Genomic DNA, 23,570 nt, shown 5'->3' with positions numbered 1-23,570 from the left:
AAATAAAGTTTTTCATGCTAAAATGGCAGTTTATAGATGATCTTTGAATGGGACCAGTCTTTTGAGTCCCCTTTTTTTTGCATACCTTTATATTTTTTAAGCATGCAGATAGCTTGGATAGACCAAAATACAGGTTTATTCACACTATTGGCGGGCTTTTTTTACTTATAGACATGATAGATATATTTCAGATAACACAGGATGCCATTTTAGGGCTAGGTGAAAATATTGAGTTGATTGATGTGGAACGAGCTCCTGCAGGCTTGTTGCGAGTGACGATTGATACGCCTAATGGGGTGAAAATCGAAGATTGCGAGAAAGTTTCACGTCAGCTTTCTAGAGTTTATGAAGTTGAAAACGTTGACTACAATCGTTTGGAAGTAAGTTCTCCAGGGTTGGATCGTCCATTGCGTCATCGTCAGGATTATGAACGTTTTGTCGGTGAAAGAGTGGAGATTAAGCTGCACCAAGCGATTAATAACCAGAAAGTGTTTAAAGGGATTTTGCAGAAAAAAGAAGAGGGTAAATTTGCGATTGAATTAGAGGCTGAAGAGAAAGAATTAGTCTTTGCAGTGGAAGAGGTCGCAAAAGGAAAATTAGATCCAGTTTTAGATTTTAAGGGTAAGAACCGATGAACAAAGATATTTTATTATTTGTCGATGCGTTGGCAAGAGAAAAAAACGTAGAGAAAGAGATTGTATTTAGTGCATTAGAAGCGGCCTTGGCACTGGCTACTAAAAAACGTTTTAAAGACGAAGATGCTGATATTGTGGTTCAGATCGATCGTCAGACAGGCGAATATCGTTGTAAACGTCGCTGGGTAGTTGTTCCAAACGAAGCGGGTTTACAAAATCCTGATCGTGAAGAATTATTGATGGATGCCCAAGAAGTTAATCCTGCTATTCAGGTAGGTGAGTATGTGGAAGAAGAGCTTGAGGGCGATGATTTGGGCCGTATTGGCGCTCAAGTCGCTAAACAAACATTAATGCAAAAAATTCGCGATGCAGAACGTCAACAAATGATTGATGAATTGTTGGATCGTGGTGAAAAGATTGTCTCAGGTATTGTGAAACGTCTGGACAAAGGCGATGCGATCGTGGAAATCGGTAAAGTAGAAGCACGACTACCAAGAAACGAGATGATTCCGCGTGAGAACATGCGTACAGGCGATCGTGTACGTGCGTATATTGCAAGAGTAGATAGAAATTCTCGTTCACAGTCAATTATTCTTACTCGAACTAGCCCAGAATTTTTGCGTGAGCTTTTTGTCAATGAAGTGCCTGAAATTGAACAGGGATTGTTAGAGATTAAAGCGGCTTCTCGTGATCCGGGCGTAAGAGCGAAGATTGCAGTCGTGGCGTATGATAAGCGTATTGATCCTATCGGAACTTGTGTTGGTATGAGAGGATCGCGTGTGAGTGCGGTACGTAATGAGCTAGGTGGTGAACAGATTGACATTGTTATTTGGTCAGATGATCCCGCTGAATTTGCGATAAATGCTTTATCCCCAGCGACCGTTCAGTCCATTGAGTTGGATGAAGATGAACGAGTTATGAACGTGATTGTGGATGAAGAGAATCTTCCCAAAGCGATTGGATCAAGAGGTCAAAACGTAAGATTGGCTTCTGAGCTTATCGGCTGGCAGATCAATATTTTGACTTCTGAAGAAAGCCAAAACCGTCAAGAAAAAGAAACAATTATCCTACGTAATATGTTTGTGAATCAGTTGGATGTGGATGTCGCCATCGCTGATATTTTGATTGAATCAGGATTTACCAGTTTAGAAGAAGTTGCTTACGTGCCAGAAGAAGAACTTTTGGAAATAGATGACTTTGACGAAGAATTGGTAGGAGAATTAAGACAAAGAGCGAGATCGGCTTTACAAGATTCAGATGATGCGAGTATTGCCGTCGATCAGGCATTCTTGGATCTAAAAGGAATGACACCAGAAGTGGTGGAAAAATTAGCAGAAGCTAGAATCACCACTTTGGATGATTTGGCGGATTTATCGACAGATGAATTAGTACAGATTGCAAAAATCTCAGAAGAAGATGCGGCGGATCTTATTCTTAAAGCACGTGCACATTGGTTTGAGGAAGAGAATAAGTAATGATGGATACAGATAAAGAAAAACCAGTCAAAAAAGAAGTTCGTAAAAGTCTGAGTTTACCTACGCGTAAACAGAAAGAGATTGATCATGATGGTCAGAAAGTTTCTGTTACCGTGAAGAAAAAACGCAGATTTAATCCTGAAGAACAGAAAAAGGCTGAACTAGCAAAAACAAAAGTTAAGGCTGAAGCTGAGAAAAAGGTGACGGCTAAGACAAGTGCGGAGCCTGAAGTACAGAAGCCTAAAACACTTTCTCAAGATGATGAACATGCTCGATCTAGAGAAAAAGCCGAACAAGAGGCGGCTGCTATACGCGAAGCGATGAACAGATCGAGTAAGCCAAAATCAAAAGTTGAGAAAAAAGCTCAAACCGAGAAAAAGACTTCAGAAGTGACTGAACAAGTGGCTAAAGAAGTGGTTGATGAGAGAAAGGTTGAAGTAGCACCTGCTCAAGCCCCTTCTAAACAAGAGCCTGTGGTTTCAGAAACAGTATCCACAACGGTTGAAACGCCAGCTGATGTAACGGATGAAGATCGCGAAAGAGCGAGAAAAGAAGCTCAAGATGAAGCGGCTGAAATCAGTGAATTTTTAAATCGTCCTCGTAAGATGTTACGTGCTAACACGAAGGAAAAAGAGAGCGGTGACAAAAAATCAGTGAAGAAAGAAGCGAAATCAAAAGGTGCTTCTAAGAAAAATATGGATTCCCAAGATGGGTGGAATGATAGTGAAAAACCCACTCGTTCGGTGAAAAAAGGTGATAAAAACGATCGTCGCATGAAAGATGATGATGAGGGTTGGCATGTTTCTGGTAATCGAAACAAACCTAAAAAACATGCTCAGAATAAGGTTCAACAGCCCTCAACACCTGAGTTCATCAAACGTGAAATTCATGTACCTGAAACCATCACGGTTGCAGACTTGGCTCACAAAATGGCTGTAAAAGCAGCAGAAGTGATTAAAGAATTGATGAAGCTAGGTCAAATGGTGACGATTAACCAAGTGCTTGATCAAGAAACGGCGATGATCGTGGTTGAAGAGTTAGGGCATTCGGCGATTGCTGCGAAGTTGGACGATCCTGAAGCATTTCTTTCAGAAGAGTCTAATGATGATGTGTCTGCAGAAGTATTGCCAAGAGCACCTGTGGTCACGGTAATGGGCCACGTGGATCATGGTAAAACGTCGCTTTTAGATTATATTCGCCGTGCTAAAGTCGCTAGTGGCGAAGCAGGCGGTATTACTCAGCATATCGGAGCCTACCGTGTGAAGACAGAGGGTGGTATCGTGACGTTCTTAGATACCCCAGGACACGAGGCGTTTACTGCTATGCGAGCACGTGGTGCCAAGGCTACAGACGTGGTGATTTTGGTCGTAGCGGCTGATGACGGTGTGATGCCTCAAACGAAAGAAGCGATTGCTCACGCAAAAGCAGCGAATGTTCCTTTAGTGGTAGCGATTAATAAGATCGATAAACCTGAAGCAAATCCAGAAAGAGTCAAACAAGAACTGGTTGCTGAAGAAGTGGTGCCTGAAGAGTACGGCGGTGACGTTCCTTTTATTAATGTCTCTGCTAAAACAGGACAAGGTATTGATGATTTGCTTGAGAACGTCTTGCTACAAGCTGAAATTTTGGAATTAAAAGCACCTGTGGATGCACCTGCTAAAGGGGTGGTAATCGAGGCGAGATTGGATAAAGGTCGTGGTCCTGTTGCAACACTATTGGTCCAAAGTGGTACGTTAAATCGAGGTGATGCGATTTTGGCTGGGGCGACTTTTGGTAAAGTCAGAGCGATGTTGGATGATGGCGGTAAACCTGTGAAAACAGCAGGGCCTTCAACACCTGTGGAAATCCAAGGTTTATCAGATGTTCCACAAGCAGGTGATGAATTCCAAGTGCTTTTGGATGAACGCAAAGCCCGTGAAATCGCTTTGTTCCGTCAAGGAAAATTCCGTGATACGAAGTTGGCACGTCAACAAGCTAAGAAACTTGAACAAATGTTCGAGGGAAATGTTGAAGGTAGTCAGACACTTGAACTTATTGTGAAAACAGATGTTCAAGGTTCTCAAGAAGCATTGGTTCAGGCGTTGTTGAAACTATCAACACCTGAAGTAAAAGTAAACGTTGTCCATGCTGCCGTGGGCGGTATTTCGGAATCAGACGTGAACTTGGCGATTGCTTCTAATGCGGTGATTATCGGCTTTAACGTACGTGCGGATCAAAGTGCTCGTAAATTAGCTGAAACGAATAATATTGACGTTCGTTATTACAACATTATTTACGATGCGGTCGAAGAAGTGAAGAACGCCATGTCAGGTATGTTAGCACCTGAGAAGAAAGAAGAAGTGATTGGTATGGTGGAAGTACGCGAGGTTTATCGTATTTCTCGTATCGGTACCGTGGCGGGTTGTATGGTCACAGAGGGAATGGTCTCTCGCGATGCTCATATTCGACAGCTACGCAATAACGTGGTGATTTGGACAGGTCAGTTAGATTCACTTAAACGCTTTAAAGATGATGTGAAAGAAGTGAAATCAGGTTTTGATTGCGGTATTTCTTTGAAAGGAAATAACGATATCGAAATTAATGACCAGTTTGAAGTATTTGAAATTAAAGAAATTGCACGTAGTCTATAAATGAAGTCAAGACATAAAACAAGCTCATCTGCCAATCGTAATCAGCGGTTGGCAGACCAAATTCAAAAGGATTTGGCGCAGATTATTCAAAAAGAAATTGACGTAAAAACATATGGGTTGATTACGTTGTCTGCGGTAGAATTAAGTGCTGATTATGCTCACGCCAAAGTTTACTTTACGGTCATTGGTGGCGATGAACAACAAGCAGAAGCCGTGTTAAACGAGAAAGCGGGTTGGTTGCATGCTATTTTGTTTAAGTTGCTTCATATTCATACGGTACCGACCTTGCATTTTTATTATGACGAGGGTCTAAATCGTGGATTGGAAGTACAACGTCTGATTGACCTTGCCAATAAAAATGAGTAGAAGACGTAAAGGTGATATTGTAGATGGCGTGTTATTACTGGATAAGCCGAAAGATTTATCCAGTAATTTTGCTTTACAACGAGCAAGACGTACATTGAATGCCCAAAAAGCGGGACATACAGGAACGTTGGATCCCTTTGCCACAGGTTTATTGATTTGTTGTTTTGGAAAAGCAACTAAAATCTGCGGTCAGATGTTAAATGTCGATAAGCGATATGTTGCGACACTTTGTTTGGGAAGTGAGACAGATTCAGGGGATTACACAGGTGAAGTCGTCAAATCTGTTGATACGGTGCCGTCTATCAGTGATGAACAATTAGACGAGTGTATTCGTCACTTTATCGGCGAGATTGAGCAAATTCCTCCGATGTACTCAGCTTTGAAAAAAGATGGGCAACCTTTGTATAAATTAGCTCGAAAGGGCATCGAGGTTGAGCGTGCCGCACGTCAAGTAACGATTTACGATATTAAGATTATTTCTCGTGATAAGCAGGAAGTAGTGCTTGATGTTTTTTGTAGCAAAGGAACTTATATCAGAACCTTAGCTCAAGATATAGGTCGATTTTTGGGATGCTATGCACATTTGAGTGCATTAAGAAGAACAGAAGTTGGCATGTTTAAGATAGATGATGCGATAGGACTAGAAGCGTTTCAAGATGAAGTCGAACCGTTATCTCGTCTTATATCCGTTGAACAATTACCTGATGAATTATTTTTGTCAAAATTAAAAAAGGAACATTCATGAGTCAAGAATTACGCAATGTAGCGATTATTGCTCACGTTGACCACGGTAAGACTACTTTGGTCGATCAGTTATTACGCCAGTCTGGTACGTTCAGAGAAAATCAGCATATTGATGAAAGAGTGATGGACTCTAACGATTTGGAAAAAGAACGTGGTATTACGATTCTTTCCAAAAACTGTGCGGTAGATTATGAAGGCACACGTATTAATATCGTGGATACCCCAGGACATGCTGACTTTGGTGGCGAAGTAGAACGTGTGCTATCAATGGTTGACGGTGTATTGTTATTGGTGGATGCGGTGGAAGGCCCAATGCCACAAACACGTTTTGTGACGAAAAAAGCGTTGGCATTAGGATTGAAGCCGATCGTAGTGATCAATAAAATCGATCGTCCTGGTGCTCGTCCAGATTATGTGATCAATACGACTTTTGAGTTGTTTGATAAATTGGGGGCGACAGAAGAACAGCTGGATTTCCCTGTGATTTATGCATCAGGGTTGAATGGTTATGCAGGAGATTCGCCCGATGTACGTTCAGGTGACATGCGTGCTTTATTTGAAGCGATTTTGAAATATGTACCGACACGTGGTGATGATAAAGAGGGACCGTTGCAGATGCAAGTCATTTCTTTGGATTACAACAGTTATGTGGGTAAGATTGGTGTGGGTCGAATTAACCGTGGTCGCATGAAAGCAGGCCAAGATGTTGTGGTGAAATTCGGTGAAGATGGGGCGACATTTAAAGGTCGTATTAACCAAATTCATAAGTTTAAGGGCTTAGATCGCGAGCAAGTGCAGGAAGCAGAAGCAGGCGATATTGTGTTGATTAATGGTATCGAGGATATTGGTATTGGTTGTACGATTTGTGATGTCAACCAGCCTGAAGCCTTGCCTATGCTGAAAATTGATGAGCCGACATTGAATATGAATTTCATGGTCAACACCTCACCTTTAGCAGGTAGAGAGGGTAAGTTTGTCACCAGTCGTCAATTACGCGATCGTTTAGAGTTGGAATTGAAATCAAATGTGGCGTTAAGAGTCAAAGATACTGATGATGATACCGTATTTGAGGTGTCTGGACGTGGTGAATTGCATTTGACGATTTTGATCGAAAATATGCGTCGTGAGGGCTATGAGCTGGCTGTATCACGTCCTCGCGTCGTCTTTAAAGATATTGATGGTGTGCGTTGTGAGCCATTTGAATTATTAACGGTCGATGTTGAAGATGAACATCAAGGCGGCGTAATGGAAGAGTTAGGTCGTCGTAAAGGTGAACTATTGAATATGGAATCGGATGGACGTGGTCGCACACGTTTAGAGTATCGCATTCCTGCTCGTGGTTTGATCGGTTTCTCTACTGATTTTATGTCGATGACCAGAGGAACAGGCTTAATCAGCCATGTGTTTGATGATTATGCACCTGTCAAAGAAGGTAGTGTCGGTGAACGTCGAAATGGCGTGTTGGTTAGTCAGGATAATGGTGATGCCGTGGCATACGCTTTGTGGAAATTGCAAGATCGAGGCAGAATGTTTGTTTCACCAGGTGAACCATTATATGAGGGGATGATTATCGGTATTCACTCTCGTGATAATGATTTGGTGGTGAACCCAATTCGCGGTAAACAATTAACGAATATTCGTGCATCAGGCACAGATGAGGCGGTACGTTTGGTGCCACCGATTAAATTGACGCTTGAGTATGCAGTGGAATTTATCGATGATGATGAGTTAGTCGAAGTGACACCAAAGAGTATTCGTTTGCGTAAACGTTATTTGACTGAAAATGAACGCCGTCGTATGGCAAGAGAAGAAAGAAGTTCTTAATTTCATGATATGTATCATGGTATTAGCCATATAGATGGAATAAACTAAGGGTATCGTTAGGTACCCTTGTTTTTTTTAGGAGAGGAGCATGTTTAAAAAAGTAGTTGTAATGCTAACAGGCACGGCCATGGTGGTTGGTGCCGCATATGCTTGTGAAGAGCACCAACATCAAGAGAGCCATCACCACCATCATCATGCCAGTAGTCATTCCCAGACAATAGATAAGGCTGTTGAGGTATCAAAATTACCAGAGGCGAAAGGCTTGGAAGTGACAGATTGTTGGATCAGATTGATGCCTAAGAAGTTTCCATCGAGTGCTTACTTTAAATTAACGAATACGAGTAACGAAGATAAGCATATTCATGATGTGTATTCATTAGATTTTGGGCATTCAGAATACCATACAACAAAAGTAGTGGATGGCAAAATGAAAATGGAAAAATTAACACATTTTGATATTAAGCCAGGTCAGACAGTTAGTTTTGAACCAAAAGGCAATCATGTGATGTTAATGAAAAGTAAAGGAACGTTACAGGTAGGTGACAAAGCACATCTGATTATCTTACAGAAAGATGCAAAAGTCTCCGCAGACTGTGTGGTTAAAGAACCTGGCACGTTATAAAGTTGATGACCCCCTTTTTTGAAATCAGTACAAAAGGGGGTTATTTTTAAGTGGCTATGGTTTATCCGTCGTGTTTAAAAATGAGGGAAATGTTAAACGTTTTAACCGTAAGGCATTCATAATCACACTAAAAGAACTTAATGCCATGGCAAGACCCGCCACAGCAGGTGTTAATAAACCAAAAGCCGCAAGTGGAATACCTAAACAGTTATATACCAATGCAAAGAAAAGATTTTGCTTAATGGTTTTCATGGTAGCACGTGAAATGAGCAAACTTTTATAAATACCCATTAAAGCATTACCCATTAAAGTAATATCAGCACTGTGTTGAGCCACATCGGTACTATCTTTGAATGAATAACTGACGGTGGCGGCGGTTAAAGCAGCTGCGTCATTGATCCCATCGCCTACCATGCCGATAGGATGAGGGCTGTTTTGAATATAGCTCGCTTTATCACGAGGTGTTTGGTTGCCTTTAGCGTGCTTGATATGTAAGGTTTGGGCAATATGTTGAACCAAAGATTCTTGATCACCGCTTAAAATGGTGATATCCAGTCCATCTTGTTGTAGTGCTTGGATGGTAGGTATCGTATCTGGTTTTAAGGTGTCACCTAATGCAATTAAAGCAACGAGGTGATGATTAACACGCATCCCTATTAATGAATAAGACGACAGATCTTTGGATAACGACTGTGTGTCAATGCCCAAAGAATCAGGTTTAGCAAGTTCTATAGTCAGTTCGTTGACTTGACCTTTTATCCCATGTCCAGCCGTTACCTCAACGTTTTTGGCAGAGGGTGGATTTATCTGACGACGTTGTGCTTCCTCAATAATGGCGGTGGCCAAAGGATGGCTGACTTGTGATTCAAGAGCACAGGCTAATGACAGCACTTGTGTTTCAGAATACGAATCATCAAGCAATAGGATGTGTTTGATTTCAGGTTTCCCCAAGGTGAGCGTGCCTGTTTTATCGAGTACGATTTCTTTTAAATGAGCGGTGCTTTCAAGTGTAGAAGCCTGTTTGAACCAAATACCGTTTCGGGATGCCATGCCAATGCCGACCATGATGGCCGCAGGAGTGGCGAGTCCTAATGCACAAGGACAAGCAATGACTAGCACGGATACGGCACGAATGATGGCCGTTTCTACATCGGACAATAAGAAGAAATTTACGATAAACGTAAGCAAAGCAATCCCCATCACTAAAGGGACAAAAACACTCGAAACCTTGTCTGCCAAACGAGCAATATGTGCTTTGGTTCCTTGAGCTTCATTCATCGCATGAATCATGTCGCCTAGCAAGGTTTTTTCTCCTAATGCTTGGGCAAGATAAATGACACTACCATCAGAAACTAAGGAACCTGCTAATACCTGATCGTCCGTCGATTTTTCTAGAGATATTGATTCACCAGTTAAGTGACTTTCATCGAAAAAAGCATGTCCTTCTAATATCACGCCATCGGCCGCAATGCGTTCTCCTTGTCTGGCACGGATGATTTCTCCTGTTTGAATTTGATCAAATGGAATCTCCGTCCATGTGTCTGATCGTTTTGCCAAAACAGTTTTTGGATTGAGTTTTACTAATAAACTAATGCTATTGAGGCTTTCTTTTTTAACTTTTTCTTCTATATATTTGCCCAAAGAGACAAAACCTAGAATCATGCAAGAGGCTTCAAAATAGACGTGTTCAGGGATATTGGCTAAAAAAACAATGCTGGAATATAGCCAAATAATTAGAGTGCCACTACTGACTAATACATCCATATTTGCCATGCGACCTTTAATGGCGGCATAAGCACTTTTGTAGAAGGGAATCGCAAGAAATAATTGAGAAAAAGTGGCCAGTATAAATTGGATAAAAATGCTGGTATGGGAGTGAATCCATTCGACATGAAAAAGCATGCCAACCATTAAAAGGGTAAAATATAGCGTAATGGTCCATGTCGCCCATAACCTTAGACTAGGTTTTTGTGGAGTTTGGGTGATGGTGGCGGCAATTTTAAAACCAGCATCTTTTACCCATTCGTGTATTTGATGCTCGCTAACTTGGTCATGATAGCGAATGTTGAGGGTTTCTGTTGCAAAGTTTACCTCGGCTTGTTCAACTTCTGGCTTTCTATTAAGCACTTTTTCTAGTCTGGTTGCACAGGCTTGGCAAGACATGCCCTCGATGGTGTATTGTTTATCAATCATGTCGAACCGGTGCTGAATTCAATAGCAGCACGTTTGATGAAATTAAAAAAAGGTAGTTTGAGGGGCTAATCTCTAAAATTAAGCGTGGCTTATTGGACATCAAAGCCTTTTTCTTCAATAATATGGTGAATCTTGTTTAAAGAGCAAAGTGATTCATCAAAAACGATATCGGCTTGTTTGCGTTCCAATGAAACCTCAACGGATTGAATGCCAGGTGCTTGTTCTAAGGCTGTTTTGACAGAACGCACGCAACCTTGACAAGTCATCCCTTCGATTTTTACAGTGGTTTGTGTACTCATCATTTACCTCTACTTGATATATTGAGCGTTTATTATAATACTTGTGAGAATTATTGAACTCTTTTGCTTGTTTTTGGGCAAACAAGAAAGCTTTATTTTATCTTTTGATAAAATGAAAAATTACACGTTTTTAGGGTAGTTTACTTATGAATCGATATAACACGCATCCTATTATCGCCAAAGAGGGGTGGTTGTTTATTTTGGGTGGCATTATTTTGGCACTCTTATGGTCTTTTTTAAATGGCTTTGTCGCTTTTATTTTGTTCGTATATGTGATTTTTGCGATACAGTTTTTTAGAGATCCGAAACGATATGTTCCTGCGGGTGCAAACGAAAATACGGTATTGTCGGCTGCTGATGGTAAAGTGATCCAAATACAAGAAGATTACGATCCTTATGCAGGACGCGAAGCATTGAAAATCAGTGTGTTTATGAATGTATTTAATGTGCATTCGAATCGTGTTCCTGTGGACGGCAAAGTTGAAAAAATAGAATATTTTTCGGGTAGATTTTTCAATGCAGCCTTAGACAAAGCTTCTGCTGAAAACGAGCGTAATGCAGTGGTCGTGACGACACCAACTGGACAAACCGTCACTTATGTTCAGATTGCTGGCTTGGTAGCTAAAAGGATTTTATGCTATGTCAAAGAGGGTGAAGAACTGAAAAAAGGTGAACGTTATGGTTTTATTCGTTTTGGTTCAAGAATAGATATGTATTTGCCTTTAGGTAGTATTCCTATGGTGAAAATTGGAGATAAAGTACAAGCAACGACGACGGTATTGGCAAAGTTGCAATAATCTTATACAAGAGGCAATAGATGAAATCAGCAGATCGATTACGTTATCACAAGAGTGCCTATTTGTTACCTAATGCCGCAACGACAGGGAATCTTTTTGCGGGATTTTATGCCATTATTCAATCCATTGCGGGTAATTTTGAGTTGGCGGTTATGGCGTTGTTGGTGGGGATGATAATGGATGCGTTGGATGGGCGAATTGCACGTCTGACTAAGACGCAATCATCGTTTGGCGAACAGTATGATTCCATGTCCGATATGGTGACTTTTGGATTAGCACCTGCGATGTTGGCCTATTACTACCTACTTCATGAGTTGGGACGATGGGGGTGGTTTGCATGTTTCATCTATATTGCGTGTGCGGCGGTTAGGTTAGCTCGCTTTAATACTAATATCGGCGTGGTGGACTCTCGGTTTTTTCAGGGACTGCCTAGTCCATCCGCGGCGGCCATCGTGGGTGGTTTTGTGTGGTTATTAGTGGACAATAAACTACCTCCTTATATGTTGAACGCATGGTTGGTTTTTTCGATTGTGATCTATGCGGGATTAAGTATGGTTTCAAATGCTCCGTTTATTAGTGGCAAAAAAATGGCATTCCAAGGTAACCATTCGGCCCAGATCTGGGTATTGGTGACGATTTTGTTAGTGGCGGTGATTTTAATTAATCCGCCCGTCATGATTTTTGCCTTGTTTATGTGTTATGCCGTTAGTGGATGGTGCGTTCTCTACTATCGTTGGACTAAAGTTCGCAAAAAACGCAAAAAGATGCTATAATTTACAAAGTTTTTTTCACGACAAGGATCCTCATCTTTGTCGCCAGTTTTTAAGAGGAAATTAAATATGTCAGTTGCAGAAATTAATAAACAGTCTATCGTTAATGAATTTGCTCGTAAACAGGGTGATACGGGTTCTCCAGAGGTTCAGATTGCACTTCTAACAGCTCGCATTAATGAATTAACTGTTCATTTTAAAACACATAAGAAAGATCACCATTCTCGTCGTGGTCTGCTTCGTATGGTTAGTCGTCGCCGTAAATTACTCGATTATCTAAAGGGTCGTAACCCAGATACTTACCGTGCTATTATCGAGAAATTAGGCTTACGTAAGTAATTTTGTAGGAAAAATCCTACAGATGACCGTACCAAGAAACTGTAACAGGTGATATTGGTACGGTTTTTTATTGTTGTTGTGAGAAAGGAAAATTATGTTTAATAAATTTACAAAAACGTTTCAATATGGCCAACATGAAGTTAAGTTAGAAACAGGTGAGATTGCTCGCCAATCAAGTGGTGCTGTATTGGCTTCGATGGGGGATACAGTCGTCTTGGCAACCGTGGTGGCACAAAATGAAGCAAAACCTGGCCAAGACTTTTTTCCACTAACAGTGGATTATGTTGAGAAAACATATGCAGCAGGTAGAATTCCAGGTGGCTTCTTTAAACGTGAAGGAAAACCATCTGAAAAAGAAACATTAACCTCTCGTTTAATCGATCGCCCATTGCGTCCTTTATTCCCTGAAGGTTTTTACAATGAAGTTCAGGTGATTGTTCATGTATTATCAGTGGATCCAGAAATTGACCCAGATATTATTTCGATGATTGGTACGTCTGCGGCATTGGCTATTTCTGGCATTCCATTCCATGGTCCAATTGGTGCGGCTCGTGTGGGTTACATTAATGGTGAATATGTTCTTGATCCGACTGTCTCTCAGTTAAAAGATTCTAAGATGGATTTGGTGGTTGCAGGTACTGAATCTGCTGTATTGATGGTGGAATCTGAGGCCCAACAACTATCTGAAGACGTGATGTTGGGTGCGGTAGTATTTGGTCATGAACAAATGCAAAAGGTGATTAACGCGATTCATGAGTTTGTGGCTGAAGCGGGTAAACCAGCTTGGGATTGGGCACCTGCACCTAAGAACGATACGTTGATTAATGCGGTAAAAGCATTGGCTTATGATGAATTGGTAGCTGCTTTCCAAATTCGCGAAAAACAAGATCGTTCAGCACGTTTGAAATCTGTTTCTGCGATGACCAAAGAGTCGTTGAAAGTCCAAGCAGAAGCAAATGGCACTGAAGCTCCAGATGAAGTAGAAGTCGATAATATCTTATTTAACCTTGAGTCTGAAATTGTTCGTACACAGATTTTGAATGGTGAGCCTCGTATTGATGGTCGTGATACACGCACCGTGCGTCCGATTAGCATTCGTTTAGGTGTACTTCCTCGCACACATGGTAGCGTATTGTTTACACGTGGTGAAACACAGGCTTTAGTAGTCGCTACACTAGGTACAAAAACGGATGAACAGATTGTGGATTCTGTCATGGGTGAATCACGTGATAACTTCATGCTTCACTACAATATGCCTCCTTTTGCAACAGGTGAGACAGGTCGATTTGGTTCACCTAAACGTCGTGAAATCGGTCATGGACGTTTGGCAAAACGAGCATTAGTACCGACATTACCAAATGCTGATGAATTCCAATACACGATTCGTTTAGTTTCTGAGATTACAGAATCGAACGGTTCTTCTTCCATGGCCTCTGTATGTGGCGGTTGTTTGGCGATGATGGATGCAGGTGTGCCTGTTTCCGATCACGTGGCAGGCGTGGCGATGGGCTTGATCAAAGAAGGTAACAAGTTCGCAGTATTGACAGATATTCTAGGTGATGAAGATCATTTAGGCGATATGGATTTCAAAGTAGCGGGTACGAAGAATGGTATTACCGCATTACAAATGGATATCAAGATTCAGGGTATTACGAAAGAGATTATGCAAGTTGCTTTGGCACAAGCCAAAGAAGGTCGTATGCACATTCTTGGTAAGATGGTTGAGGCTATTAGTGGTTCGCGTGAGGAGTTATCTGATTTTGCACCTCGTATGTTGACCATGAAGATTCATCCAGAGAAAATCCGTGATGTTATTGGTAAAGGTGGTGCAACCATTCGTGCATTGACTGAAGAGACAGGTTGCCAAATCGATATTACGGACGAAGGTGTGGTAACCATCGCGAGTACAGATACCCAAAAAGCTAAAGAAGCGGAGCGTCGTATCGCTGAGTTAACTGCTGTAGTTGAAGTGGGTGCGGAATACGATGGTATCGTTCAACAGATCCGTGATTTTGGTGCTATCGTTCAGATTCTTCCTGGTAAAGACGGCTTGTTGCATATTTCTGAAATCGATAATCACCGTATTGCGAATGTGGCAGATGTATTGGCTGTGGGTGAAACCGTTCGTGTGAAAGTGATCGAAGCTGATGATCGTGGTCGTTTACGCTTGTCTGTGAAAGCTTTGGGTGGCTTATCTGCCCAACGCGGTGTGACCCAAGATACAGTATCTGCAACGGAAGAAACGCCTGAACAGTAACGGTATTTTTTAAAGAATAGCCCTTTGATTTTTTATCAAAGGGCTTTTTTTTCGCTATGATAAACAGAGGATACATGGTTTGAACGCAGTCGTTGATGGTGTGAGAGAGTGATATAACTTGTTATCCGATTGACGGTGGTAAATGGTAGTTGTGAGTTGCTTTGTTTAATTGGATGGTGACTGTTTGAAACCGCGATGTTAAGCGTTTAAGCGGTGAGTGGTGTGAGAGAGTGATATAAGGGAGGGAGAAATGAATATTTTAGTGATGGGTGCAGGTGCTTGGGGAACCGCATTGGCATTGCATTTTGCACAAACGCATCAAGTAAGTTTGTGGTCTAGGCGAGCAGAACATGTCGATGAGATGAAACGAGAGCATGAGAATGCCCAGTATTTGCCGGGATTTCCATTAGATGGACTGAATTTATTGCATACGCTTGAACATCATTCATTTGATTTGGTTTTGTTGGCCACCCCCGTGAATGCTTTAAGACAGACGGCCGTCTATTTAAAACAAGCAGGGTTGTCGAACGTTCCAGCCTTAGTGGCATGTAAAGGATTTGAACAAGGCACAGGGCTGTTGCCACATGAGGTATTAAAAGAAGTTTATGGATCATCAGCGACAAAAATAGGCATTCTGTCTGGACCTAGCTTTGCTCAAGAATTGGCTCAAAAACTACCTTGTGCGGTGGTATTGGCTTCTGATAATTTACATTGGGTCGAAGCATTGTGTTTAGAATTGAATACGCCCATCTTACGTTTGTATGCTAATCAAGATGTAGTGGGCGTGGCTGTAGGTGGTGCGGTGAAAAACGTTTTGGCGATCGCAACAGGTATCTCAGATGGATTAGGCTTGGGGTTAAATGCAAGAGCAGCATTGATTACTCGTGGGTTGGCTGAAATAACCCGATTGGCTGTTGCAATGGGGGCTAATGTTACGACATTGATGGGATTGTCGGGAATAGGCGATATGATATTGACCTGTACAGGATCTTTGTCTCGTAATCGAACAGTGGGCTTGTTGTTGGCTGAGGGAAAAACGTTAGCGACGATTTTAAAAGAACTCGGACATGTGGCAGAAGGGGTGTTAACGGTTGAGGAAGTTGTCCGTCAATCTCAGTCACATGGTGTAGAAATGCCTATTGCCCAGCTTTTATATCAGCTGATAAAAGATCATATCAATATTTCTCAAGTAAAAGAAATCCTGATGGAACGCGTGCCAAAACAGGAAATGTAAGCGACTGAGAAATAGAGTATCCATCTGAATATAGCGATAAAGTGTGCAGTGATTTTCGCTATAAATTTTGACGGATTTTTAAGCAAAAATGATAAAATTTAAAGATTAATCTAATTTTGAAAAGGAATATTGATGTTAGAGTTTGCAATAGTATTACTCGTGGTGGTCATCGTATTTTTGACACAGTCGATTCGTATTGTGCCACAAGGGATGGAATATACGATGTTGCGTTTGGGTCGATACAAAAAAACGTTAGAACCTGGTTTTAATTTGATCATTCCATTCTGGGATCGTATTGGACATAAGGTCAATATGAAAGAAAGAGTGTTGGACGTTCCTCGTCAAGAAGTGATCACAAAGGATAACGCCACTGTTGAAGTGGATGGTATCGTGTTTTTCCAAGTGATTGATGCGGCCAAGGCAGCTTATGCGGTCGATCATTTAGAATATTCGATTATTAATTTATCCATGACGAATCTTCGTACGGTCATGGGTAGTATGCCTTTGGATGATTTATTGGCTAGTCGTGATGAGATTAACCAGCGTTTGTTGAATACGATTGATTTAGCGACTCATCCATGGGGTGTTAAAGTAACGCGTGTTGAAATTAAAGATATTTCTCCACCTGCTGATTTGGTCGATGCAATGGCTCGTCAGAAAAAAGCTGAACAGATTAAACGTGCCCAAATTCTAGAAGCAGAAGGTGAAAGACAATCTGAAATTTTAAAAGCAGAGGGTCAAAAACAGGCACAGGTATTAGAAGCACAAGGTCGTCGTGAAGCAGCCTTTTTGGATGCGGAAGCACGTGAACGTGCCGCGAAAGCGGAAGCGGAAGCAACACGTATGGTTTCTGAAGCGATTGCCCAAGGTAACACGAATGCGATTAATTATTTCGTTGCTCAGAAGTATGTAGAGGCTTTAGGTAAATTCGCAGAAAGTAATCACCAAAAAACATTCTTCTTGCCGATGGATACTTCTGGGTTACTAGGGGCTTTGGGTGGTGTAGCTGAGATGCTGAATGACACCAAGAAACAAACCAAATAGGAGTATATGTGATGTCATTTGAAGCCTATTGGGGTTATTTGATTATTGCCTGCCTAATGCTTTTATTGGAAGTATTGGCACCTGCCTTATTGGGAATATTTTTAGCGATTGCCTCTGTGGTAGTTGCTTTAATTTGTTATGTGATGCCAGATCTTGATTTGGCATGGCAATTATGTTGGTATGCCGTGTTAAGTTTGTTGAGTTTTATTTCTTGGTTTTACTGGGGAAGACACCTTATTAAAAAAGAAAAGAACGACTCAGCAAGTTACTTAAATAATCGTGCTTATCATTTATTAAATCGTACGATTGTTTTGCAATCCCCCATTACAAATGGCATCGGCTCTGAATTTATAGACGGCAGTCGTTGGTCTTTAAAAGGTGACGATTTACCCCAAGGCACGGCAGTAAAGATTATTGACGTGGATAATATGTATTTGGTGGTGGAAAAAGTCTAAACCGCCATATGTGACAACTCAAGAGGTTGTTATCTGCTTTGAGTTTGTATTTAGAAAACATCCTTGTTCTCACCATCCTTTTTGGAAAGTGAATGTAAAGACAAGGATGTTTTTTTATATCTCAAACCCGCTCCATTTCTAACGATTCACAGCAAAGTATAAAAAATAATCGTATATTAAATTTTATAAATTAAGTGTCAAATAGGTCTAGATAATAAATGAGGATGTTTGCAAACCCGCTTCACTGCTACAGTCCACCGCTTTCAAAAAAGACGTATAGTCTTATGCATTCGCTAATCAAAAGAGACTTGAATATCAGCTAGTAATCGAAGGTACAGATCGTAACGTTCAGGATCTATCTTGCCCTCTGCCAAGGCTTGGCGAACGCCACAATGTGGTTCTTTTTGGTGAGTGCAGTTGTAAAATCGACAGTCTTTTAAATACTCATTAAATTCGGGAAAGCCTTGTAAAATCTGCTCGTGACTTAAATGAAATAAACCAAATGCTTGAAAGCCGGGTGAATCAATAATTTGTCCGCGATGATGGGGTAAATGATATAAAGTGCTGTGGGTGGTGGTGTGTTTACCCGTGCCTAAGGCTTGTGAAATCTCTTGAGTTTGACAGTTGGCATCAGGAACTAATGCATTCAAAATAGTAGATTTTCCCATGCCACTTTGACCTAATAAAATGCTTGTTTTGTGTTCAAGTTTTGGCAAAAGTAACGCTTCTACTTCTTGAGTGTTCAGTGCTGAAAGCTTGATAAGAGGGACGTGTTGGGTATAAAAGAAAATTTTTTCTAAACAACGATCGACTTTTTCTTGTAAATCGCATTTGTTTAATAAGATAATGGGATCGATGTGTTCTGCCCATGCAGCGGTTACAGCACGACCTAGCAAATCTAAAGAAAAATCAGGTTCTGTTGCAATCACAATAATCAGTTGATCGATGTTTGCGGCAAACTGGCGAGAACGCATTTTGTCAGAACGATAAAGCAAATTTTTTCTAGGCAATATCTCTTCTATCCAGGCTTGTTGCTCATTTTGGACATTCACTTGTACGTGATCACCCACGCAGACGATTGATTTTTTTCCTTTGGGATAACAACGATAATGTTTGCCGTTCTCAAGTTCTACTTCATAATGTCTGCCATGAGCAGCGGTAACCAACCCTTTCATTCTGACCTTTTGTGATTAATGATATTTGCACATTTTAATCTAAGCAAGTAAAAATAAGCAAAACAGATTTTTTGATGTTTAAAAAGCTATAGTGTATCGCACACTATGCAGATATTGTGAGAAAATAATAGGGTTTTGATGAGGAAGAAACTATGTCATTAAATGAACAACGCCTTGTGTGGATCGATATGGAAATGACAGGGCTAGATGTTGAAAAAGAACGTATCATCGAAGTGGCCATGATTATCACAGAGCCTGATTTGACGGTTGTATATGAAGCACCAGTATGGGTGATTCACCAAAGTTCAGAAATTTTAGATAAGATGGATGCTTGGAACAAAGGCACGCACGGAGGTAGCGGTCTAATCGATAAAGTAAAGGCCTCTGATTTGACTGAAGAAAAAGTAGAAGATGAAATAATCAATATCTTGAGTCAATATGTTCCAAAAGGTAAAGCCTTATTATGCGGTAATTCTATTGCTCAAGATCGATTGTTTATTAAAAAATATATGCCAAAGTTAGATACGTTTTTGCACTATCGAATGATTGATGTGACAACGTTAAAAGAACTCGCCAGAAGATGGGCTCCACAAGTGTTTGCGGCAAATGAACAAAAAAAATCAAATAAACATCAAGCATTGCAAGATATTCGCGAGTCTATCGAAGAGTTGAAATGTTATCGTGAACACTTTATTGCCTTGTAATACGATGATAGCGGGTATTGGAACGGATTTACTCTATTTGCATCGTATCGAAGCTAGTTATGAACGTTGGGGGCAACGATTTTTAGATAAGGTTTATGGCCCTCAAGAGCAAGCTGTGTTTGCACGTCGATATGCACGAGATAAACATAGAGGGATTCGTTATTTGGCAACTCGCTTTGCTGTGAAAGAAGCATTTAGTAAGGCGATTGGCTTGGGTATCCGTAGTCCGATGAGATGGTCTGCTGTTCAAACGTTAAACCATGAAAGTGGTAAACCGATGATCGTCTTGTCAGAGCCTTTAAAAACTTGGTATGAACAAAAATTTGGAAGTGCACATGTCTCAATTACAGATGAATCAGATCTTGTCTTCGCTTTCGTACTGGTCGAAACGCGATGAAGGTAGTAAAACACCTTTAGGCCCAGTGATGGTGGATATCGAGGGTTATGAGTTAACAGAACATGAGAAACAAAGATTAAAACATCCTTTGGTCGGGTCGGTGATTTTATTTACTCGAAATTTTCAAAGTAGAGAACAATTGACACGATTATGCCAAGAGATCCATTCGTTGAGAGATACGCCATTACTAATCGTGGTGGATCATGAGGGCGGAAGAGTGCAACGTTTTAAAACGGACGGATTTACTCATCTACCCGCTATGAGAGAGTTGGGTCGCGTATATGAACAAGACGAATTGTTGGCATTACAACTGGCTCAAGCGACAGGCTTTATTCTTGCATCAGAGTTAAGGGCTTGTGGTGTTGACTTTTCATTCACCCCCGTGCTTGATTTGGATTATGGTCGTAGTGATGTGATTGGTAATCGTGCTTTTCACGCCGATCCTAAAGTCGTTTCTTTGTTATCTCGTGCATTAATTCAAGGTTTGTCGGATTCAGGCATGGCATCTTGTGGCAAACATTTTCCAGGTCATGGTTATGTAAATGCAGATTCTCACACGCATGTGCCAATTGATGATAGAAGCTTTGAAGAGATTTACGAAAAAGATGTGAAGCCATATATCGCTTTGGGAAATCTCTCTTTACCAGCTATTATGCCAGCTCACGTTATTTACGAAAAAGTGGATTCACAGCCAGCAGGCTTTTCTAAGTTTTGGGTCCAAAAAATCTTGCGTGAACAATTAGCGTATCAAGGTGTTATTTTCTCAGACGACTTGACGATGGAGGGGGCTTCAGTTGCGGGTGATATTCATGATCGGGCAAAAGCTGCTTTCCATGCGGGTTGTGATATGGTTTTGGTATGTAATCGCCCAGATTTAGCGGATGAGTTGCTGGAGAAGTTGACTCCTCCTGCTGATGTGGAACTCAAGACAAACCGTTTGATGTCTTTATTGCCTGTGGGAGCGGCTTTAACTTGGGATGAATTACAAACGAATGGATTATATGTCAATGCCAAACGACTTTTGCATCAAAACATTTCTCAGTGAGTTGCCTCATTTGCCTGGTGTTTATCGTCATCTTGATAAAGACGGGGTGGTTTTGTATGTGGGCAAAGCTCGAGATTTGAAAAAACGCGTCAGTTCTTATTTTCAGAAGACACTGGCCAGTCCTCGCATTGCTCATATGGTATCAAAAGTGGCTAAGATTGAAGTGACGGTGACGCGATCTGAGGCTGAGGCATTAATTTTAGAAAATAACTTAATTAAAACTCTCCACCCTAAATACAATATTCTTTTTCGTGATGATAAATCTTATCCTTATTTAAGATTTACTGATCACCAATACCCCAGAATTGCTTATTATCGAGGTAATACTAATAAAAACGGTCGATATTTTGGTCCCTATCCTAATAGTTGGGCGGTCAAAGAAACGATTCAAATCTTACAAAAAATCTTTCATTTAAGAACTTGCGAAGATAGCGTATTTAGCCATCGTTCGCGTCCTTGTCTTCAATATCAAATTCATCGTTGTTCGGCACCTTGTGTACAAAAGATTTCTGAACAAGAATATCAGGCAGATATTCATAAGGCGATTTTGTTTTTAGAGGGCAAGGCGGATGATTTGATTCAATCCATGCAAGCTAAGATGATGGCGGCTTCGGATGCATTGGAATTTGAAAAAGCGGCCGTGATTCGTGATCAAATTAATGCCTTGGCAACTGTTTTACATCAACAAACGATGGAAGTTGGTGGTGCTAGCGATGTTGATATCATTGCAGTGGCGAAGATGAATGGTAAGTTCTGTGTGAATTTAGCGATGGTGAGATCAGGTCGTCATTTGGGTGACCGTGCATTTTTTCCAAGTCAATATGATGATGACGATAGTGAGTCTAATGTGCTTCAAGCGTTTATGAGTCAGCATTATTTGGAACAGTTGATGCCTCCAACGCTGATTATTTCTTGTCCATTAGAGGATGATGAGTTGCTGACTTTATTAAGTGAGTCAAAAGCATATCGTCCCAAAGTGATTTTGCACCCTCAAGGAATCCGTAAAGCTTGGCTAGAACAAGCGATTAAAAACGCCCAATTATCTTTGTCTCGCATGCTGTCAGAAACTAGTGCTAAACAAGAACGAACCTTGTTGTTGTGCGATTTATTAGGATTAGATACACAAGACAGCGATCAAATAAGAATAGAATGTTTTGATATTTCTCATACCTCAGGTGAGGCGACACAAGCGTCTTGCGTGGTATATCAAAATCATATGATGCAACCCTCCATGTACCGTCGGTATAACATTTCTGGTATCACCCCAGGGGATGATTATGCGGCAATGAGGCAAGTGTTGCATAGACGCTTTACTTCTGTCGTGGAGGGTAACTCGCCCATGCCAACGATTGCATTGATTGATGGCGGAAAAGGACAGGTAGATATCGCGAAAAACGTATTTGAGGAATTAGGGTTAGATACTTCGGTGATTGTAGGGGTAGCCAAAGGTGAGGGGAGAAAAATAGGTTTAGAAACCCTGATTTTTACAGATGGTCGAGCTCCTATTTCTCCTGGTATTAGCTCGCCTGCATTGATGTTAATTGATGAGATAAGGGACGAGGCCCACCGATTTGCGATTACAGGGATGCGTGCAAAACGAGCGAAATCGCGTCAAGTTTCTCGCTTAGAAGATGTGGAGGGAATTGGTGCAAAACGTCGTCAGAAGTTACTGACTCGATTTGGTGGATTAAATGGCGTTAAAAATGCAAGTATTGAAGATTTAAGTAAAATTGAGGGGATTTCAAGAGCGTTGGCTGAGAAGATTTACCACGCTTTACATTGAGAGATTTTCTCTTTATCAGTCTGAGATAAAAAGCATTTTTAATACATATATATTATAATTATATACTTATATTATTTTAAGTATTTTCTAATAACAGAAATCATGAATTTCCCTATTATTTTGACATGGACGAGAGTGGCGATGATCCCACTTTTGATCATGATTTATTATTTGCCAATTCCATGGGGTGAAAAAGATATTTATCGTGATGCGATCGGTACGGTTTTCTTTGTATTAGCAGCGATTACTGATTGGTTAGATGGATGGTTGGCACGTAGGTTGAATCAGACTTCTGCGTTTGGTGCATTTTTAGATCCGGTTGCAGATAAACTAATGGTCACCGCCGCACTTATCATACTGTTGTTTTTGTCGCGAGTGGATCCGATTATCGCGGTGATTATTATTGGACGTGAGATCACTATTTCTGCTTTGAGAGAATGGATGGCAACTTTAGGGGCGAGATCGAACGTTGCGGTACATTGGTTAGGTAAGGTAAAAACCATTGTTCAGATGATTGCGATTCCCTGTTTGTTATATGGTCATACGATAGCAGGCATTGATTTTAAAATATTAGGAACGGTGTTGATTGTGTTAGCCGCCGTGTTAACGATTTGGTCGATGTGTTATTACCTAAAAAGTGCATGGCCACATTTAGTCAATGAAAAGTAGTAACTAGGAAGGTATTTTTGTGAATTATTATCCAGAAACAGTCGCGTACATATTTTCGGAAACTAAGTGTTCTCAGTTATTATTTTCGCTTGGAAATGACGTTTTTTTAAAAG

Annotated in this window: 22 protein-coding genes; 19 read left to right on the top strand and 3 right to left on the bottom strand. The window is 40.9% G+C overall.

Annotated elements, in window-relative coordinates:
• The first annotated feature begins 173 nt into the window (after positions 1–173).
• The 7 genes from rimP (at position 174) to IX83_RS07155 (ending at position 8,296) form a co-directional block, all read left to right on the top strand.
• Positions 174–635, top strand: coding sequence for a ribosome maturation factor RimP (gene rimP / locus IX83_RS07185; protein WP_038500796.1), 462 nt, complete (start codon positions 174–176; stop codon positions 633–635).
• Positions 632–2,110 (top strand): transcription termination factor NusA, encoded by a 1,479-nt coding sequence (gene nusA / locus IX83_RS07180; protein ID WP_038500795.1) that lies wholly within the window; start codon positions 632–634, stop codon positions 2,108–2,110. The genes rimP and nusA overlap by 4 nt, the downstream gene beginning before the upstream one ends.
• The gene (gene infB, locus IX83_RS07175) at positions 2,110–4,740 is read left to right on the top strand and encodes a translation initiation factor IF-2 (RefSeq protein WP_143244767.1); all 2,631 of its coding nucleotides are present in this window, start codon (positions 2,110–2,112) and stop codon (positions 4,738–4,740) included. The genes nusA and infB overlap by 1 nt, the downstream gene beginning before the upstream one ends.
• Positions 4,741–5,106: a 30S ribosome-binding factor RbfA gene (gene rbfA, locus IX83_RS07170; protein ID WP_051919522.1), complete on the top strand. Its 366-nt coding sequence runs from the start codon at positions 4,741–4,743 to the stop codon at positions 5,104–5,106.
• Positions 5,099–5,851 carry a tRNA pseudouridine(55) synthase TruB gene (gene truB, locus IX83_RS07165; RefSeq protein WP_038500792.1) on the top strand — a complete coding sequence of 251 codons (753 nt, stop codon included), beginning with the start codon at positions 5,099–5,101 and terminating at the stop codon, positions 5,849–5,851. The genes rbfA and truB overlap by 8 nt, the downstream gene beginning before the upstream one ends.
• Positions 5,848–7,674: a translational GTPase TypA gene (gene typA, locus IX83_RS07160; RefSeq protein ID WP_038500789.1), complete on the top strand. Its 1,827-nt coding sequence runs from the start codon at positions 5,848–5,850 to the stop codon at positions 7,672–7,674. Before truB ends, typA begins: the two co-directional genes overlap by 4 nt.
• An 88-nt stretch (positions 7,675–7,762) precedes the next feature.
• Positions 7,763–8,296, top strand: coding sequence for a copper chaperone PCu(A)C (locus IX83_RS07155; RefSeq protein ID WP_051919519.1), 534 nt, complete (start codon positions 7,763–7,765; stop codon positions 8,294–8,296).
• 54 nt (positions 8,297–8,350) lie between these two features.
• On the opposite strand, the gene IX83_RS07150 is transcribed toward IX83_RS07155, so the two are convergent.
• Together IX83_RS07150 and IX83_RS07145 are read right to left on the bottom strand one after the other, a co-directional pair.
• A complete protein-coding gene (locus IX83_RS07150; RefSeq protein WP_038500786.1) occupies positions 8,351–10,489 on the bottom strand; it encodes a heavy metal translocating P-type ATPase in 2,139 nt (712 codons plus the stop codon).
• An 89-nt stretch (positions 10,490–10,578) separates the two neighbouring features.
• Positions 10,579–10,791, bottom strand: a complete 213-nt coding sequence (locus IX83_RS07145) for a heavy-metal-associated domain-containing protein (RefSeq protein ID WP_201770239.1) — start codon at positions 10,789–10,791, stop codon at positions 10,579–10,581.
• Between the two features lie 143 nt (positions 10,792–10,934).
• Here IX83_RS07145 and IX83_RS07140 point away from each other — a divergent pair, with 143 nt between their 5' ends.
• From IX83_RS07140 to IX83_RS07110, 7 genes are all read left to right on the top strand, one after another.
• Positions 10,935–11,585, top strand: coding sequence for a phosphatidylserine decarboxylase (locus IX83_RS07140; protein ID WP_038500782.1), 651 nt, complete (start codon positions 10,935–10,937; stop codon positions 11,583–11,585).
• A 20-nt stretch (positions 11,586–11,605) separates the two neighbouring features.
• The gene (gene pssA / locus IX83_RS07135; protein ID WP_038500779.1) at positions 11,606–12,358 is read left to right on the top strand and encodes a CDP-diacylglycerol--serine O-phosphatidyltransferase; all 753 of its coding nucleotides are present in this window, start codon (positions 11,606–11,608) and stop codon (positions 12,356–12,358) included.
• A gap of 66 nt (positions 12,359–12,424) precedes the next feature.
• Positions 12,425–12,694, top strand: coding sequence for a 30S ribosomal protein S15 (gene rpsO / locus IX83_RS07130; protein WP_038500776.1), 270 nt, complete (start codon positions 12,425–12,427; stop codon positions 12,692–12,694).
• Between the two features lie 94 nt (positions 12,695–12,788).
• Positions 12,789–14,951 (top strand): polyribonucleotide nucleotidyltransferase, encoded by a 2,163-nt coding sequence (gene pnp / locus IX83_RS07125; protein WP_038500773.1) that lies wholly within the window; start codon positions 12,789–12,791, stop codon positions 14,949–14,951.
• Positions 14,952–15,201: 250 nt separating this feature from the next.
• On the top strand, positions 15,202–16,185 hold the full coding sequence (locus IX83_RS07120; protein ID WP_038500771.1) for an NAD(P)H-dependent glycerol-3-phosphate dehydrogenase: 984 nt from the start codon (positions 15,202–15,204) through the stop codon (positions 16,183–16,185).
• Positions 16,186–16,317: 132 nt separating this feature from the next.
• Positions 16,318–17,229, top strand: a complete 912-nt coding sequence (locus IX83_RS07115) for an SPFH domain-containing protein (RefSeq protein ID WP_038500768.1) — start codon at positions 16,318–16,320, stop codon at positions 17,227–17,229.
• Positions 17,230–17,240: 11 nt separating this feature from the next.
• Positions 17,241–17,684 (top strand): NfeD family protein, encoded by a 444-nt coding sequence (locus IX83_RS07110; RefSeq protein ID WP_038500765.1) that lies wholly within the window; start codon positions 17,241–17,243, stop codon positions 17,682–17,684.
• 293 nt (positions 17,685–17,977) lie between these two features.
• Here the strand turns inward: IX83_RS07110 and rsgA are convergent, their stop codons facing one another.
• Positions 17,978–18,859, bottom strand: a complete 882-nt coding sequence (gene rsgA, locus IX83_RS07105) for a ribosome small subunit-dependent GTPase A (RefSeq protein WP_038500762.1) — start codon at positions 18,857–18,859, stop codon at positions 17,978–17,980.
• Between the two features lie 152 nt (positions 18,860–19,011).
• Here rsgA and orn point away from each other — a divergent pair, with 152 nt between their 5' ends.
• The 5 genes from orn to pgsA all read left to right on the top strand — a co-directional run bounded on the left by orn (position 19,012) and on the right by pgsA (position 23,457).
• Positions 19,012–19,563, top strand: a complete 552-nt coding sequence (gene orn, locus IX83_RS07100) for an oligoribonuclease (RefSeq protein WP_038500759.1) — start codon at positions 19,012–19,014, stop codon at positions 19,561–19,563.
• Positions 19,564–19,567: 4 nt separating this feature from the next.
• Positions 19,568–19,960: a holo-ACP synthase gene (gene acpS, locus IX83_RS07095; RefSeq protein ID WP_174407404.1), complete on the top strand. Its 393-nt coding sequence runs from the start codon at positions 19,568–19,570 to the stop codon at positions 19,958–19,960.
• A complete protein-coding gene (gene nagZ / locus IX83_RS07090; RefSeq protein WP_077315817.1) occupies positions 19,914–21,005 on the top strand; it encodes a beta-N-acetylhexosaminidase in 1,092 nt (363 codons plus the stop codon). Before acpS ends, nagZ begins: the two co-directional genes overlap by 47 nt.
• Positions 20,968–22,788 (top strand): excinuclease ABC subunit UvrC, encoded by a 1,821-nt coding sequence (gene uvrC, locus IX83_RS07085; RefSeq protein ID WP_038500755.1) that lies wholly within the window; start codon positions 20,968–20,970, stop codon positions 22,786–22,788. Before nagZ ends, uvrC begins: the two co-directional genes overlap by 38 nt.
• A gap of 102 nt (positions 22,789–22,890) precedes the next feature.
• Positions 22,891–23,457: a CDP-diacylglycerol--glycerol-3-phosphate 3-phosphatidyltransferase gene (gene pgsA, locus IX83_RS07080; protein ID WP_038500752.1), complete on the top strand. Its 567-nt coding sequence runs from the start codon at positions 22,891–22,893 to the stop codon at positions 23,455–23,457.
• Positions 23,458–23,570: the final 113 nt, after the last annotated feature.

Source organism: Basilea psittacipulmonis DSM 24701, from assembly GCF_000743945.1.
Taxonomy (GTDB): domain Bacteria; phylum Pseudomonadota; class Gammaproteobacteria; order Burkholderiales; family Burkholderiaceae_B; genus Basilea; species Basilea psittacipulmonis.
The sequence above is the reverse complement of the archived record's forward strand: the minus strand, read 5'-3'. Positions and strand labels throughout refer to the sequence as shown.

Coding starts and splice junctions, on each gene's coding strand:
- rimP (WP_038500796.1), top strand. CDS start 174: ATGATAGATATATTTCAGATAACACAGGATGCCATTTTAGGGCTAGGT.
- nusA (WP_038500795.1), top strand. CDS start 632: ATGAACAAAGATATTTTATTATTTGTCGATGCGTTGGCAAGAGAAAAA.
- infB (WP_143244767.1), top strand. CDS start 2,110: ATGATGGATACAGATAAAGAAAAACCAGTCAAAAAAGAAGTTCGTAAA.
- rbfA (WP_051919522.1), top strand. CDS start 4,741: ATGAAGTCAAGACATAAAACAAGCTCATCTGCCAATCGTAATCAGCGG.
- truB (WP_038500792.1), top strand. CDS start 5,099: ATGAGTAGAAGACGTAAAGGTGATATTGTAGATGGCGTGTTATTACTG.
- typA (WP_038500789.1), top strand. CDS start 5,848: ATGAGTCAAGAATTACGCAATGTAGCGATTATTGCTCACGTTGACCAC.
- IX83_RS07155 (WP_051919519.1), top strand. CDS start 7,763: ATGTTTAAAAAAGTAGTTGTAATGCTAACAGGCACGGCCATGGTGGTT.
- IX83_RS07150 (WP_038500786.1), bottom strand. CDS start 10,489: ATGATTGATAAACAATACACCATCGAGGGCATGTCTTGCCAAGCCTGT.
- IX83_RS07145 (WP_201770239.1), bottom strand. CDS start 10,791: ATGATGAGTACACAAACCACTGTAAAAATCGAAGGGATGACTTGTCAA.
- IX83_RS07140 (WP_038500782.1), top strand. CDS start 10,935: ATGAATCGATATAACACGCATCCTATTATCGCCAAAGAGGGGTGGTTG.
- pssA (WP_038500779.1), top strand. CDS start 11,606: ATGAAATCAGCAGATCGATTACGTTATCACAAGAGTGCCTATTTGTTA.
- rpsO (WP_038500776.1), top strand. CDS start 12,425: ATGTCAGTTGCAGAAATTAATAAACAGTCTATCGTTAATGAATTTGCT.
- pnp (WP_038500773.1), top strand. CDS start 12,789: ATGTTTAATAAATTTACAAAAACGTTTCAATATGGCCAACATGAAGTT.
- IX83_RS07120 (WP_038500771.1), top strand. CDS start 15,202: ATGAATATTTTAGTGATGGGTGCAGGTGCTTGGGGAACCGCATTGGCA.
- IX83_RS07115 (WP_038500768.1), top strand. CDS start 16,318: ATGTTAGAGTTTGCAATAGTATTACTCGTGGTGGTCATCGTATTTTTG.
- IX83_RS07110 (WP_038500765.1), top strand. CDS start 17,241: ATGTCATTTGAAGCCTATTGGGGTTATTTGATTATTGCCTGCCTAATG.
- rsgA (WP_038500762.1), bottom strand. CDS start 18,859: ATGAAAGGGTTGGTTACCGCTGCTCATGGCAGACATTATGAAGTAGAA.
- orn (WP_038500759.1), top strand. CDS start 19,012: ATGTCATTAAATGAACAACGCCTTGTGTGGATCGATATGGAAATGACA.
- acpS (WP_174407404.1), top strand. CDS start 19,568: ATGATAGCGGGTATTGGAACGGATTTACTCTATTTGCATCGTATCGAA.
- nagZ (WP_077315817.1), top strand. CDS start 19,914: ATGAATCAGATCTTGTCTTCGCTTTCGTACTGGTCGAAACGCGATGAA.
- uvrC (WP_038500755.1), top strand. CDS start 20,968: ATGCCAAACGACTTTTGCATCAAAACATTTCTCAGTGAGTTGCCTCAT.
- pgsA (WP_038500752.1), top strand. CDS start 22,891: ATGAATTTCCCTATTATTTTGACATGGACGAGAGTGGCGATGATCCCA.